Here is a 14,412-nt window from a genome sequence, read left to right on the forward strand (position 1 = left end):
CTCTAAAGAGGGAAATGTTCATTTTAGTGTTTCGAATAGCAAATCTATCTCCTCTTTGGTATTGTAGGAATGAAGGCAGAAGCGAATTCGCTCTTTCCCTTCTGCTACGCTGGGTTTTCGGATAGGAAGTGCATTGATTTCGGCTTCTTTCAATTTTTCAGCCAGTTCAACCACCTCTTTATTTCCCGGTACGATCAACGATTGAATGTGTGTTTTGGAATCAACCCAGCTTCCGTCGGATGCCTTTCTTTTTTTAACAAAGTAATCAATGTTCTCCCTTAGCAAATTGCGATCGGCCCCACATTTTGGGAGGTGCTTATACATCGCAGCGATACTGGAAAAGTGATGATTGGATGGAGCTGTCGAAAAAATCATTGAACGAGAAAAATTTACCTGATATTCTTTCAGCCAGGATGGACCTACCACCGCTGCACCATGAATGCCCGGGGCTTTTCCATATGTCACTATTCGAGCGAATACCTCATTTTCAAGCTTTAAGCTTTGAACCAATCCCTCGCCATTCTCACCATAAATACCAAAAGCATGCGCCTCGTCTATTATGAGGAATGCATCATGTTCATTACAAAGTGCAACCAGCTCTTTAATTGGGCAGATATCTCCGTCCATGCTATAAACTGATTCTACGAGTACAATCACCTGACCTTCTGCTTTTTTCAGCTTTTCAGCAACATTATCTAAATCATTGTGTTTGAATCTTACCTTCTTTGCATGCCCCAAGCGCACGCCATCAATGAGGCTTGCATGCATTAATTCGTCACACAAAAGAGTAGTGTCTTTACGGGCGAGACTTGAGATTAATCCCAGGTTGGCCATGTATCCCGAAGCATAGATTAGCGCACTTTCTGCATTATGAAATTTGGCAATCTCATTTTCAACATCTTCGGCGTACTCACTATTGCCGCTAAGCAGACGTGAGCCCGTGGCGCCATTGAGTTTTGGCGCATTCCTGCATTCTTCCTCTATAGCTAAACTTAGGTTTTGAGACTGAGCGAGCCCCAAGTAATCGTTGGAGTAAAAGTCAACTCCTTCCGGTGGAAGGGGAAGTGTTCGCAGCAGGTGTTGCTGCTTTCGTTCTTCGAGTGCTTTTTGGTAGATGTTCATTCCCCCCCTAACCCCCTCCAAAAGGGAAAGTTTTCTAAGCCTCGACTTCTGTCTCTTTCTTTACTTCTTTAAATGCTTCTCTTGGCTGAAGGCCCAGCAAATCGAACATTTCTTTGTCGTCGTTGAAATCGGGATTTGGCGTGGTGAGCAACTTATCACCTGCAAAAATGGAATTAGCTCCGGCCATAAAGCAAAGTGCTTGTTCGGTCAGGCTCATTCCTTCTCGACCAGCAGATAGTCGTACAACAGATGCCGGCATTACCAGCCGAGCAGTGGCAATCATGCGGATCAATTCATGAGCGGCCACTCGTGGCTGCTCAGCAAGTGGTGTTCCCTCTACAGGCACCAATGCATTTACAGGTACAGATTCCGGGTGCTGATCCATGTTTGCCAATGTCATTAGCATTCCCATTCTGTCTTCCGCAGACTCACCCATGCCGATTATACCACCTGAGCACACGCTGATTTTAGCTTTTCGAACATTTTCTATGGTCTTCAAACGATCATCGTACTCTCTGGTTGAAATGATGTCATCATAATAAGCTTCAGAGGTATCAATGTTGTGATTGTAAGCATAAAGTCCTGCATCCGCCAATTTTTTAGCTTGCTCTTCAGATACCATCCCAAGCGTACAACACACCTCCATGTCCATGCTATTCACGGTTTTTACCATGTCCAGCACTTTGTCAAAATCACGGTTGTCTCTCACCTCTCTCCATGCAGCACCAAGGCACATCCTGGAGGCCCCATTTGCTTTGGCATTTTCAGCCTGTGCACGTACTTCATCCACCTCCATCAGTTTATGTACTTTGATATCCGTATGATAGCGAGCCGCCTGTGGGCAGTACGCACAATCTTCCGGACATCCACCGGTTTTTATCGAAATCAAACTGCTCACCTGAACCTCTTTAGGATCGTGATATTTCCGATGCATAGTAGCTGCCTCGAATACCAGTTCCATCAGTGGTTTGTGATAAATTTCAGAGATTTCCTCCAGTGTCCAGTTGTGTCTTATGTCTGCCATAAATCAGGTCATTTATTAATTGCAAGTATAGCCCATAAAGAATCAGAATTGAAGATAAACAGTGGCTGATATCCTATTTCTTGACGGTAGACAAGCACAATTTTACTGAGTATACAAATGGCATACAACTTGGAAAAAGGGCAAGTTTAAAGTAATCCAATACCATTTTACTTTCGTTGATTTGAATCTGAAATTTTGAAGTTGATGACTATGAGAGACGCTAAATGGCGATCTAATATGATTGCTAAAATTAAGGTTTTGAGCTTTCTGACGTATCTGAGGCGATGACCGTTACTGACCATGTCAGAGATACAGTTGAACATGGAGAACCTGGCTCAGGTGCCAAGATTTGGCGCGCTTGGAGCCGATGAGGCATTGAGTGATTTTGTATTTATTGTTAAATAATACCAAAACCAGTAGTTGAAATTAGAAGAACCCCAGATTCATTTTAGGGCCTGCTATGGATGTATAAAAAAAGCGAATGTCCGTTAGGTCATTCGCTTCAATTGTTTTGATGAAAGAGAAGAATTTACTTCTTAAACTCCATAATCGTCTTTTCAATGATGTCACAGCAATCATGAAGCTGTTCTTCTGTCATTACTAATGGTGGAGCAAAGCGAATGATATTGCCGTGTGTAGGTTTAGCAAGCAGGCCGTTTTCTTTTAGTTGAACACAGATATCCCATGCAGTAGAGCTTCCCTCATCATCATTGATGACAATGGCATTTAGTAAACCTTTACCTCTGACCAGCTTGACCAGATCAGTTTTCTCGATCATTTTGTTCATTCGATCTCTAAAGATATCACCGAGTCTTCTCGCATTTTGGGTTAGCTTTTCATCCCGGATTACGTTCAAAGCTGCTACCCCAACAGCACCAGCTACTGGGTTGCCTCCGAAAGTAGATCCATGCTGCCCGGGCTGAATGACATTCATAACTTCATCGTTAGCAAGCACCGCAGATACTGGATAGGCGCCACCAGATAATGCTTTGCCTAATATCAGTATATCTGGCTGTGTATATGTCTCTTGCTTTTCGCAGTGCCCTTCGCAGGTACAATCACCACAAACCCTTAATAAGGCACCTGTTCTGCCTATTCCGGTCTGAACTTCATCGGCGATGAAAAGCACATTGTTCTTTTCGCAGATCTCTTTGGCTTTTTTGATATATCCTTCATCAGGAACCATAACTCCTGCCTCACCCTGGATAGGCTCTACCAGGAATCCCGCAATATTTTTTCCCTGGATCGCTTGCTCAAGTTCATCAAGGCTATTGTAAGTGATACGTATAAATCCCGGGGTGTAAGGTCCAAAGTTTTTATTTGCGACAGGATCGTTTGAGAAGGATACGATGGTAGTAGTTCTTCCATGGAAATTGTTATCGCAAACGATGATCTGAGCCTGATTCTCCGGAATACCTTTTTTTTCGTACGCCCACTTTCTACAAATTTTGATTGCTGTCTCTACCGCTTCAGCTCCGGTATTCATTGGCAGCACTTTGTCAAACCCAAAGTATTCGGTGATGAATTTCTCATACTGACCCAGTACATCATTATAGAAAGCTCTTGAGGTGAGCGTTAGCGTCTCCGCCTGGCGTGTCATAGCACCAACAATTTCCGGGTGGCAATGCCCCTGATTAACAGCTGAGTATGCAGATAGAAAATCATAATATTGCTTTCCTTCTACATCCCACACATGCACGCCATCACCTTTAGCTAAAACAACCGGAAGTGGGTGATAATTATGAGCTCCGTGTTTATCTTCCAGATTTATTAACTCCTCACTGGAAAGTGTCTTATTTTCTATCATAATTTTGCTGTTTATCTGTTCAATGCAAGATTAATCATTTAGGCCCTGAGGCACAATTTTAAAGTGGCTTTACAACCCGAAGACTACTATATAAACAAAGATGGACTGATGGTGTTCACGGAGCATTATCATCTAAAGCGAGGCTATTGCTGTGGGAACGCTTGCTTGCATTGTCCATATAATCACGAAAATGTCAAACAATAGTTTGCATATTGGGTTGAAATCCCGATATTTGCACTCCATTTTTGAAAACGGACGAGAAAGATGTCAAAAGTTTGCGATTTAACCGGTAAGAGACCTCAAGTAGGAAACAACGTTTCTCACTCAAATAATAAAACCAAGAGAAGATTTAATCCAAATCTTCAGAAGAAACGATTTTACATTCCCGAGGAAGATAAGTGGATAACACTAAAAGTTTCTACATCTGCATTAAGAACCATCAATAAGAATGGCATCACATCTGTGCTTAAGAAAGCACGTGCCAATGGAATGGTAATCAAGTAAGATTGATAATTGACAAGAAATTTGATCCCGACCATAAGCGTCGGGATTTTTTTTGCCTTTTATCCAAGTAATTCACCAGTTCTGGATAGAAATTAAAAAGCAGACACCTTACTTGCTATCTTTAGCCGGAAGTTAAATCTCTATTAAAGTTATGAAGAAGATATCTACCCTGATTTTGTTAGCGGGGACACTATTGTCATTTGCCCAGGAAGAACTACCTGATGATTTTTTATCCAGCGAGTTTCACCAGGAACGGAGAGGTCTTGTTAGGGAAAAAATGCCAGCCAATTCAGTGGCAGTCTTTTTTGCCAATCCGGTTAGAAATCGTGCCAATGACGTAGACTATGTCTATCATCAGGACCCGAATCTTTATTATCTGACTGGCTATAAAGAACCGCATGCAGTGCTATTGATTTTTAAGCAAGAGCAGGATGGCCCGGAAGGGAGCTACGATGAAATTTTTTTCATTCAGCCTAGGAATGCCATGGCAGAAATGTGGACAGGCAGAAGAATGGGTATCAATGGAGTGAAAGAAAAGCTTGCATTTAATCAGGTATTTAACAATACTGAGTTTGAGGACTATAACATTGACTTTTCAAAATTTGATAAAGTTCTTTTCTACGATTTCTACAATGACGTACGGGACACCAATGCGGAAGGAGACCTCTATGATTTAATTGCTTCGTTTAAACAGAAAGCCGGATACCCTACAGAAGGAGACTTAACGATTGAATCTTCAGCAAACAATCTGGATATGGAAACCATAGATCAGATCATGAAAGATCTGAGAGGAATAAAAACGGAAGAAGAGCTGGATCTGTTGAGAAAAGCGGTTGACATCTCATGTATTGCACAGGTGGAAGTAATGAAAGCCATGAAGCCGGGTATGAGTGAATTAGAGATTCAAGGTCTTCATGAGTTTATTTTCAAAAAATATAAAGCTGAGTACGAGGGATACCCATCAATTGTAGGGGCAGGAAATAACGGCTGCATTCTTCATTATATTGAAAACTATAAGCCGGAAATTTCCAGTGATGAAATGATTCTGATGGATTTGGGAGCTGAGTATCATGGATACACGGCAGATGTGACTCGAACTATTCCGGTAGATGGTAAATTCTCTCCTGAAGAGAAAGCCATTTACGATCTTGTATACAGAGCGCAGGATGAAGCCATTAAGGCATGTAAGCCAGGCGTTAATATTCAAAGAGATCTTGATTTTGCGATCGCAAGAAGGATCATCAATGAGGGGTTAGCTGAGTTGGGTATTATAGACAGTGCGAATCAACGCCACCTCTACTATCCACATGGCTTAGGCCATCACATTGGGCTTGATGTCCATGATAAAGGAAACTACGAGTATCTTGAACCTGGAATGGCTATCACCATTGAGCCAGGCATCTATATTCCTGAGGGAGCTAAATGCGACGAAAAATGGTGGGGCATTGCAGTGCGCATAGAAGACGATGTGTTGATTACTGAGGAGGGCTATGAATTGCTTTCTGATATTGCACCGAGAAAAAGCGAAGAAATAGAAAAGATGATGCAGGAGCCAAGTCCACTTGATGAATTTGTGCTACCAGCGCTTGATGAGGATTAACGTCTTTTTACCTAAATAGCACTTCCCATGAAGAAATCAATTTATGCATTGGTTGTCCTGGCCAGTATTCAAGTGAGTGGCCAGACGGCCATTTTTGATAAGCAGGAGACATATGCACGACAGGATTCTCTTAGAGGGTCTATTACTCCCGAGCGAGCCTGGTGGGATTTGAAATATTATGATTTGTTTGTCTCAGTAGATCCTGAAAACAAGTTCATATCGGGAAGAAATACCATAACGTATGAAGCACTGGAATCTGCAAAAGTCATGCAAATTGACCTTCAGGAGCCAATGGCAATCACCAAGGTGACACAGGGTAAAGATGAATTGGAAGTCAAGCATGAGGGAAATGCTCATTTTATCCAGCTACCAACTCAAACCAAAGGCTCGGAAGGGAAGGTCACAGTTTACTTTGAAGGAAACCCCAGAGAGGCAATACGCGCACCCTGGGATGGAGGCTACTCCTGGAAAAAAGATGAAAATGGCAATCATTTCATTGCTACCTCAAACCAGGGAATAGGAGCAAGTCTTTGGTGGCCATGCAAAGATCACATGTACGATGAGCCTGATAATGGCATGACGCTAAGTATTCAGGCTCCTGAAAAGCTTACGGCAGTAGGAAACGGCAGGCTGGAAAAAATCAAAAAGAACAAAGACGACACTCGCACTTTTATCTGGAAAGTGGTGAATCCCATCAACAACTATGGAGTGAATGTGAACATTGGGGACTATGTAAATATCTCTTCAAAGTATGAAGGAGAGAAAGGAAAGCTTGATGTTGATTTTTGGGTACTGAGCTACAATAAGGATAAAGCGGAGGAGCACTTCCAGGATGCTTTTCGAACGCTTGAGGCATTAGAGCACTGGTTTGGTCCGTATCCATTTTATGAGGATAGCTATAAGCTTGTGGAGGTTCCTTACCTTGGAATGGAACATCAAAGTTCTGTGACCTACGGAAATAAATATCTAAAGGGCTACTTGGGACAAGATCTAAGCATGACCGGATGGGGATTGAAATGGGATTACATCATCATTCATGAAACAGGTCATGAATGGTTTGCCAATAATATAACCTACAAGGATGTTGCTGATATGTGGGTCCATGAGGGTTTTACTACCTATTCAGAAAGTTTATTCATTGAATATTTCTATGGCAAGGAAGCGGCATCTTCCTACACCCAGGGATTAAGACTCGGTATTCAGAACAACGAGCCAATCATTGGGGATTATGATGTGAACAGTGAAGGTTCTAAGGATATGTATCCAAAAGGAAACAACTTACTTCATACGGTGAGACAGATTGTGAACGATGATGCCAAATGGAGAGAGATATTAAGAGGCCTAAATAAGGAATTCTACCACCAGACGGTAACAACATCAGAAGTGGAGTCATATATTTCAGAGCAATCCGGAATGGATCTCTCAAATGTTTTTGACCAATACCTGAGAGATGCCAGAGTTCCGGTGTTCGAATATGCAATAATGGATAACCGATTGATTTATCGCTGGACAAATTGTATAGAATCATTCGATATGCCTGTAAGGGTTAAAATTGGAGGTGAAGAAACCCTACTAAAACCTAATCCTTCATTTCAACTAATGGAAATTGCAGATCAGAATCTGTCCATTAGCGATGATTATTACATTTATGTCAATGAGGTGAAGATCAACAAAGTGCCAAAGTAAAATATATAATAGATTAATTTTCTGAATGTTTCATTAGAAGCTTGAAATTTTCTACATTTGCACTCCTTTTTGGAAAAGACAAAATAAAATGGCGAAGAAAGGAAATAGAGTCCAGGTAATTCTTGAGTGCACAGAGCACAAAAACAGTGGTCTTCCGGGCACAAGCCGGTACATTACCACCAAGAACAGAAAAAACACTCCTGATCGAATTGAGTTGAAGAAATACAACCCGATCATGAGAAAGTATACCGTACACAAAGAAATTAAGTAACCATGGCAAAGAAAGTAGTAGCAACTCTTAAGCAACCAGGTGGAGCGAAATACGCTAAAGTGATCAAAGCGATCAAGAACGACAATGGATCTTACTCTTACAGAGAGGAGATGGTTCTTGAAGGTGACGTGAAAGACACGATAGCTAAGTAAGAAATTAAATCCTAAAAGAAGGAAGGCCGCTCCGACGCTCACGTCAGGGTGGCTTTTTTTATATATTCACACCTATCTCCTAATCCAATAAATCCATGGGTCTAAAAAGCTTTTTCTCCAAAGACAAAAAAGAGTCTCTCGACAAGGGGCTGGAAAAGTCGAAACAAAACTTTTTCACTAAGCTCAACAAGGCAGTGGTTGGTAAATCCACCGTCGATGCGGATGTGTTGGATGAGCTGGAGGAGGTATTGATCACTTCCGATGTTGGTGTTGAAACGACTGTCAAGATCATCGATCGAATTGAAGAGCGTGTGGCTAAGGACAAGTACCTGAACACTTCTGAGCTGAATCAAATACTGAGAGAGGAAATTGCAGGACTGTTGTCTGAAAATAACACAAAGGACCTTGTCGATTTTGACATTCCTAAAGTAGATGGTCCATATGTCATTTTGGTAGTGGGCGTAAATGGTGTAGGTAAAACGACAACCATTGGAAAGTTAGCTGCACAGTTTAAGGCTTTAGGTAAGAATGTCATTCTCGGTGCGGCAGATACATTCCGTGCTGCAGCAGTAGATCAATTAATCATGTGGGGTGAGCGAGTGGGTGTTCCGGTGGTTTCCAAAGGAATGAATACTGATCCTGCAGCAGTAGCTTTTGAAGCGGCGAAACGAGGGAAAGAAGAAAATGCCGATGTGGTAATTATTGATACAGCGGGAAGGCTTCACACGAAAGTGAACCTGATGAATGAGCTTTCCAAGATTAAAAATGTGGTTCAAAAATTTATCCCCGAAGCGCCACATGATGTCATGTTAGTTTTGGATGGAAGTACAGGTCAAAACGCATTCATACAAGCTAAGGAATTTACTAAAGCAACTGAGGTTTCTTCTCTTGCTGTTACCAAACTGGATGGAACAGCCAAGGGCGGTGTAGTTATTGGAATATCCGATCAGTTTAAAATTCCGGTGAAATATATCGGTGTTGGGGAAAAAGTTGAGGATCTACAGGTATTCAACAAAACGGAATTTGTAGATTCATTCTTTAAGCATTGATGCATTTTACCGGTGGATCAATCCACAACCGACGTACCGCCCACAATTTGATTTTGCTTGACTGCCTGGAGCGACTCTGGTGTCATCACAAATGAAAATTTCGCGAAATCACGGAATACCTTGACTTCAGAACAAATTCCATTTGTGTATGTGTAAACGTTGGTTCCATCAGGTGATTCCATCTCATACACATGGTCATCTACTTTTTTGAACGTAAGAAAATGCCCAAACTGCGGAGAAAAGACTTTCTGACCATCTATTGGTTCCTTATAGTATATAGCCGCAACTGAATAGCCAATGGGACTTTCAATGATTGTTCGACTTCCACTCAGATCCAGCGTGTATTTCTCTCCATCAAACCAGATCGTGGATTTCTTTTGGGTGTTTCCGTTTAGCTTATTGTGTGTGTATTCTTTAATTAGCCTTCCGTACTTGTATTCACTTGTGGACTCATAATTGACTGTAAATGAGAATAAGATTCGGAAAGTGACTTCACTATCAATCTGATAGTTTACTCCGTTTTCAGTTTTTACCCTTTTCACGTCCATATCACCGAGCTTTTTGCTCCCTTTGATTACCTCATAATGTAGGGTCTGAGCAATAGCTGCCTGGCTGACAATTAAAAAGAATAGTGTGATTAGTGAACTTTTCATTGAATTGAAATCATTAGCTTAATGACACAAATGGTTTCAAATTGTTTCGCTCAAGATAGATCAAAATCCATAACTCATGCGATATAAGAAAATTAGTTTTAAAAATTCTGATGGACAAGAGCTTTCAGGCCGATTAGATTTTCCATTAATCGGAAAGCCAAAGGCATTTGTGCTTTTTGCACATTGTTTCACCTGTTCTAAAAACTTGAAGTCCGTTGATCATATTAGTCATGCATTTACACAGCAGGGCATGGCCATCCTTCGATTTGATTTTACTGGTTTAGGCCAAAGTAAAGGAGATTTTGCGGACACCAATTTTTCCTCAAACCTTTCGGACCTGAAGGATGCATACGATTTTTTAGAAGATAATTATGAAGCACCGCAAATAATGGTTGGCCATTCACTGGGGGGAGCGGCTGTACTTCATGTTTCTGGAGAACTGGAAAATGTAAAAGCAGTAGCTACTATTGGTGCCCCTTCTACTCCGGACCATGTCACACATTTGCTTGACAAAGGGAGAAAAGAGCTGGAAGAAAAGGGTGAGGCAGAGGTAAATATTGGTGGGCGCACCTTTAAGATGAAAAAGCAGTTTCTGGACGATTTGGAAAAAAAGGAAAGAGATGACGTTATTAAAAATTTAAAAAGATCTCTTCTGGTAATCCACTCACCGCAGGACAATATTGTAGGAATTAATAATGCCCAGGAAATCTACGAGCAAGCCATGCACCCCAAAAGCTTTGTATCACTGGATGGCTCAGATCATTTAATGCAAAAGGAAGCTGACGCAAAATATGCTGGATCGATCATTTCCAGCTGGGCTAGCAGATACATCGAAATAAAAGAACAAGATGAGGCACCTGAAGGAGAAGTGTGGACACGAGTAGGAGAAAAAGGATTCACAACGGAAGTAATAGCTGGAAGGCATCAAATGATTGCGGACGAGCCTCCAAGTGTTGGTGGAGATGATTATGGACCAACTCCATACGGATATTTACTTGCTGGTCTTGGTGCCTGCACTGCCATGACTTTGCGTATGTATGCCGACCATAAAAAGATTGATTTGAAAGAAGTTGAAGTGAAACTCACACATGACAAGATCCACTTGAAGGATGGTGAGAACAGTGAGAGCTCAAAAGGAAAGATTGATCAAATTAAGAGGAAAATTAAACTGACCGGAGATCTTACAGGGGATCAAAGAAAACGATTAATTGAGATAGCGGATAGATGCCCTGTGCATAAAACGCTGGAAGGGAAGCCTGATATTTTGACGGAGGAGGTTCAATAATTATTGCAACCAGTCCAGCTTGCTAAGTAGTTCTTCCTTATTGCTACGACTGATTGGGAGTTCCACCTCACCCAGCATGATCATATTGTCTTGCGTGTCAATGGAAGTGACATGATTCAGGTTGACCGTGTACTTCCGGTGTATGCGCATGAAGTCACCAGGAGGAAGTTTCTCCTGCACATCTCCCATGCTCATGCGCAGAACATATTTTTTTCCTTTCTTGGTATATACGGTACTGTACCGGTCTTCCACTTCGAGATAGATGATGTCCGCTATTTCAATTTTTTCAAGCCGGTGACGCGTTTTGATAAAAAGCGAAGTGTCAAATACAACATCTTCGTTCCATTCAGCATCCTTTTCCAGATTTCCGACTGCCAGTTCAATCGTGCGTTGAAGGTTTTCGGCATCAAAAGGTTTGGTAATATAGGCGTATGGTTTGGTCGATTTAGCGCGATCAAATGTCGCTTTATCTTCAAATGAAGTAATGAAAATCACAGGTGCCTGATGCTCCAATGATGCTGCGAGATCGATCCCATTCATTGAACCATTCACTTTTACATCCATCAATAGCAAATCCGGCTTTTTTTGTTCTATCTCTACTTTGGCAGTATCACTATTGTCTGAAATGCCGACAAGATCATATGCTAATTGATCCACCAACATTTCCAGCTGGTTGGCATAGAGTTCTTCGTCTTCAAGGATATAAATCGATAGTTTTGACATTAGGCAGCCTTCGGCAGGTTAAATGAAAAAGTAGATCCTTGTCCTTCAGTACTCTCGACCTGGATGCTACCATGATTCAATTCTACTAATTCTTTGCATAGCACCAACCCCAGACCGGTACCTTTTTCACCCATAGTGCCTTGTTTGCTTTCCTTTTCCAAGTCAAATATTTTAGGGATCATCTCAGCAGAGATTCCAGTTCCTGTGTCGTTGATTAAAATGCTGGAGTGATCTCTCGAGTCTTGAATGTCAATAACTATCGCACCATTCGATTCAGTAAACTTTAAAGCATTGGAAATGAGATTTCTTAAGATCGTGTGAACGGCTTTTTCATCAGCATAGACATAAGAATTAGTTTCAATGTTGTTTTTAAGAGTGATACCTTTCACATCAGCCAATGGAGTTAATAAATCAATGACTGAATTAACTGAGGTTTTCATATCTACTTTTTGTGGATTGAATGGGATCATCCCATTTTGAAGCAGCGCCCAGTTTAGTAAATTATCAAGCAATTCATTCAGCTTTTTTGTGGTGTCACTAATTCCTCTTGATAGTTGTTCCAGTTTGTCAGTATTTCCTTTTTTAAGAAAGTAATCCACCTGGTCTCCTACGCCTTGCAACCCGATCAGCGGACTTCTAAGATCATGCGCAATGATCCCAAAGAACTTGTCTTTGGTTTGGTTTAACTGGGTAAGCTGTTCGTTTTGGCTTTGTGTTTTGGCTTTCACTTTTCGTAAACTGAAATACAGGTAAATCATCAAACCGATAATGATCAAAAGAAAAGCTCCAACGATAAGAAACAAATTGTTCCTGCTTTCTAGTAGGCGAGCATTCTCCTCCGCCAGCTCTTTGTCTCGCTGGTAGCTAAAAATACCTTGCCTGACTTGTTCTTCTTTTAATTTAGCTGTGGCACTGGTCGTAAACAAACTGTCATAAAGTTTGAAATAGGCAACATGGTTAGCATATGCTTCTTGCATGTCATTAGCAGCAGCACCAATGTCACTTAATAGCTTATAGCAATCCATTGAAAGATCTCGATCATTTAAATCAAAGGCCAGATTCAATGCTTTATTAGCATAAAATTTGGAAGAATCATATTCAGATTGAAGAAGGAAGTTGTCCGCTATATCGAATGTCACACGAGCATTAAATAGCTTGTTTGATTCACTGCTAATTTGAAGTGCTTCGTTTAAATACAGGTGTGCTTTGTTGAAATCTCCGGTTCGTTTGGCGTACATGCCGCGCATACGCTCGAAGAGCGCTTCAATCTTTGGGTCAGTGATTTGTTTGACTAACCCTTCAGCTTTATCTAAGTATTTTTTTGACTTTTTTAAGTCAATATGATCCTCTAACATCAGAAAAATGCCGCTTGCATGAACATAGGTTGATGCTAAGTATAGGGTGTCCTTGGTTTTAGTGTAGTATCGAATGTTATCTTCCGTTAGCTGTTCTGCAAGCTCGTATTCACTCATTCTTACCAGTGTAGGAATCATGGTTTCATTCACCCGATGAATGTCTTTTTCGAAACCCAACTCTTCGAATAGTAATCTTGATTTTTGAAAATCTGAGACTGCCTGATTAAGATTGCCAATTTCAGCATAGAGCTTTCCGGTTTGTGAATACATCCAGGCGGTCATGTCTTTATTGTTTAGCTTTTCCATTAGATTCAGTGCCTCAATCTTTACTTTAAGTGCACTAGATATATTCCCTTGCATCACATGTAAATCACCGATATAATTAAGAGTATTGGCTATATGCATTTCGGGTGCTACATCGAGAGCACTTCGTCTGCCAATCTTAGGATGTATGGGAGGATTTGTAGCCAGCTCCCTGAAATATTCAAGAGCAATACTCAGGTGATGCAACCCTTTTTCATATTCGCCTATTTGACCATATACATGACCGATGGTTTTATGTGTATTCCCTAGGGTTTTTATCGTGACCGTTTTGTCTACCTCCTTCAGAGACTCTAAGATCAACTCTATCGCTTTTTCGGGCTCTCCCTTTTCGAAATAATAGTTTTCTGCTAGCTGATATCGAGCATATGCAAGTGCTTCTTGATTCTTTTCTCGTTGGGCAATTTCTATTGCTTCCAGACAAAGACGTATCGCCTTGTCGTCATCACTCTCTATTACATAAGCTCTAAGATTTTCCATGATGCGACCATATGCTGCAGCGATGGGGATTTCCTCCGTTCTACCTATTTCATAAATACGTGTAAGCTGTTCATCTGCCTTTTTTACATTTCCATTGAACAGATACAGACGGAACAATCCAATGCATAAGTCAAGCTCATCCCATCCTGGCTCTGCAATGGGTCTGTAACTCTCCAAACTGTCAATGATTAGCTCTTGCTGAGATTTTTGAGCAGACAGAAATAAACTGACAAAAATGAGAAGCGCTAAGGTGATCAGTCGGGTAATGTTCATGTGAATGGAATGAATTTCTAAAAATACCAGAATTCGTTCACAACATCAATCTCACCATTCACACGCTTGATACATAACCTCACGGCCATTTCTCTCCATCACTTTAC

The 14,412-nt window shown here is 41.2% G+C and carries 14 protein-coding genes; 8 read left to right on the forward strand and 6 right to left on the reverse strand.

What is annotated here, in order from left to right:
* Positions 1-18: 18 nt before the first annotated feature.
* The 3 genes from ACXAH9_RS00100 to rocD all read right to left on the reverse strand — a co-directional run bounded on the left by ACXAH9_RS00100 (position 19) and on the right by rocD (position 3,953).
* The gene (locus ACXAH9_RS00100; RefSeq protein WP_474892857.1) at positions 19-1,143 is read right to left on the reverse strand and encodes an aminotransferase class I/II-fold pyridoxal phosphate-dependent enzyme; all 1,125 of its coding nucleotides are present in this window, start codon (positions 1,141-1,143) and stop codon (positions 19-21) included.
* A 13-nt stretch (positions 1,144-1,156) separates the two neighbouring features.
* A complete protein-coding gene (gene bioB, locus ACXAH9_RS00105; protein ID WP_474892858.1) occupies positions 1,157-2,146 on the reverse strand; it encodes a biotin synthase BioB in 990 nt (329 codons plus the stop codon).
* 529 nt (positions 2,147-2,675) lie between these two features.
* Positions 2,676-3,953, reverse strand: a complete 1,278-nt coding sequence (rocD, locus tag ACXAH9_RS00110) for an ornithine--oxo-acid transaminase (protein ID WP_474892859.1) — start codon at positions 3,951-3,953, stop codon at positions 2,676-2,678.
* Between the two features lie 63 nt (positions 3,954-4,016).
* Here rocD and ACXAH9_RS00115 point away from each other — a divergent pair, with 63 nt between their 5' ends.
* From ACXAH9_RS00115 to ftsY, 7 genes are all read left to right on the forward strand, one after another.
* Positions 4,017-4,157 (forward strand): DUF5522 domain-containing protein, encoded by a 141-nt coding sequence (locus ACXAH9_RS00115; protein ID WP_349565769.1) that lies wholly within the window; start codon positions 4,017-4,019, stop codon positions 4,155-4,157.
* Between the two features lie 60 nt (positions 4,158-4,217).
* Positions 4,218-4,457, forward strand: a complete 240-nt coding sequence (gene rpmB, locus ACXAH9_RS00120; RefSeq protein WP_474892860.1) for a 50S ribosomal protein L28 — start codon at positions 4,218-4,220, stop codon at positions 4,455-4,457.
* Between the two features lie 151 nt (positions 4,458-4,608).
* Positions 4,609-6,057, forward strand: coding sequence for an aminopeptidase P family protein (locus ACXAH9_RS00125; RefSeq protein ID WP_474892861.1), 1,449 nt, complete (start codon positions 4,609-4,611; stop codon positions 6,055-6,057).
* 27 nt (positions 6,058-6,084) lie between these two features.
* The gene (locus tag ACXAH9_RS00130) at positions 6,085-7,743 is read left to right on the forward strand and encodes a M1 family metallopeptidase (protein WP_474892862.1); all 1,659 of its coding nucleotides are present in this window, start codon (positions 6,085-6,087) and stop codon (positions 7,741-7,743) included.
* Between the two features lie 88 nt (positions 7,744-7,831).
* Positions 7,832-8,014, forward strand: a complete 183-nt coding sequence (gene rpmG, locus ACXAH9_RS00135) for a 50S ribosomal protein L33 (protein WP_349565761.1) — start codon at positions 7,832-7,834, stop codon at positions 8,012-8,014.
* A 2-nt stretch (positions 8,015-8,016) separates the two neighbouring features.
* Positions 8,017-8,166: a DUF4295 family protein gene (locus tag ACXAH9_RS00140; protein WP_349565759.1), complete on the forward strand. Its 150-nt coding sequence runs from the start codon at positions 8,017-8,019 to the stop codon at positions 8,164-8,166.
* A 95-nt stretch (positions 8,167-8,261) separates the two neighbouring features.
* Positions 8,262-9,215, forward strand: a complete 954-nt coding sequence (ftsY, locus tag ACXAH9_RS00145) for a signal recognition particle-docking protein FtsY (protein ID WP_474892863.1) — start codon at positions 8,262-8,264, stop codon at positions 9,213-9,215.
* 17 nt (positions 9,216-9,232) lie between these two features.
* Here ftsY and ACXAH9_RS00150 read toward each other — a convergent pair whose 3' ends face one another.
* Positions 9,233-9,868, reverse strand: coding sequence for a DUF6134 family protein (locus ACXAH9_RS00150; RefSeq protein ID WP_474892864.1), 636 nt, complete (start codon positions 9,866-9,868; stop codon positions 9,233-9,235).
* Positions 9,869-9,944: 76 nt separating this feature from the next.
* On the opposite strand from ACXAH9_RS00150, the gene ACXAH9_RS00155 reads away from it, so the two are divergent.
* Positions 9,945-11,153 (forward strand): bifunctional alpha/beta hydrolase/OsmC family protein, encoded by a 1,209-nt coding sequence (locus ACXAH9_RS00155; protein ID WP_474892865.1) that lies wholly within the window; start codon positions 9,945-9,947, stop codon positions 11,151-11,153.
* Here the strand turns inward: ACXAH9_RS00155 and ACXAH9_RS00160 are convergent, their stop codons facing one another.
* Both ACXAH9_RS00160 and ACXAH9_RS00165 read right to left on the reverse strand, forming a co-directional pair.
* A complete protein-coding gene (locus ACXAH9_RS00160) occupies positions 11,154-11,876 on the reverse strand; it encodes a LytR/AlgR family response regulator transcription factor (protein ID WP_474892866.1) in 723 nt (240 codons plus the stop codon).
* Positions 11,876-14,305 carry an ATP-binding protein gene (locus tag ACXAH9_RS00165; RefSeq protein WP_474892867.1) on the reverse strand — a complete coding sequence of 810 codons (2,430 nt, stop codon included), beginning with the start codon at positions 14,303-14,305 and terminating at the stop codon, positions 11,876-11,878. Before ACXAH9_RS00165 ends, ACXAH9_RS00160 begins: the two co-directional genes overlap by 1 nt.
* Between the last annotated feature and the right edge of the window lie 107 nt (positions 14,306-14,412).

It is taken from the genome of Ekhidna sp. ABH4_415 (assembly GCF_056161305.1).

Excerpts from the sequence above, each read along its gene's own strand:
- ACXAH9_RS00160 (WP_474892866.1), bottom strand. The coding sequence starts at position 11,876 with ATGTCAAAACTATCGATTTATATCCTTGAAGACGAAGAACTCTATGCC.
- ACXAH9_RS00165 (WP_474892867.1), bottom strand. The coding sequence starts at position 14,305 with ATGAACATTACCCGACTGATCACCTTAGCGCTTCTCATTTTTGTCAGT.
- ACXAH9_RS00155 (WP_474892865.1), top strand. The coding sequence starts at position 9,945 with ATGCGATATAAGAAAATTAGTTTTAAAAATTCTGATGGACAAGAGCTT.
- ACXAH9_RS00130 (WP_474892862.1), top strand. The coding sequence starts at position 6,085 with ATGAAGAAATCAATTTATGCATTGGTTGTCCTGGCCAGTATTCAAGTG.
- ACXAH9_RS00150 (WP_474892864.1), bottom strand. The coding sequence starts at position 9,868 with ATGAAAAGTTCACTAATCACACTATTCTTTTTAATTGTCAGCCAGGCA.
- rpmG (WP_349565761.1), top strand. The coding sequence starts at position 7,832 with ATGGCGAAGAAAGGAAATAGAGTCCAGGTAATTCTTGAGTGCACAGAG.
- ACXAH9_RS00125 (WP_474892861.1), top strand. The coding sequence starts at position 4,609 with ATGAAGAAGATATCTACCCTGATTTTGTTAGCGGGGACACTATTGTCA.
- rocD (WP_474892859.1), bottom strand. The coding sequence starts at position 3,953 with ATGATAGAAAATAAGACACTTTCCAGTGAGGAGTTAATAAATCTGGAA.
- rpmB (WP_474892860.1), top strand. The coding sequence starts at position 4,218 with ATGTCAAAAGTTTGCGATTTAACCGGTAAGAGACCTCAAGTAGGAAAC.
- ACXAH9_RS00140 (WP_349565759.1), top strand. The coding sequence starts at position 8,017 with ATGGCAAAGAAAGTAGTAGCAACTCTTAAGCAACCAGGTGGAGCGAAA.
- bioB (WP_474892858.1), bottom strand. The coding sequence starts at position 2,146 with ATGGCAGACATAAGACACAACTGGACACTGGAGGAAATCTCTGAAATT.
- ftsY (WP_474892863.1), top strand. The coding sequence starts at position 8,262 with ATGGGTCTAAAAAGCTTTTTCTCCAAAGACAAAAAAGAGTCTCTCGAC.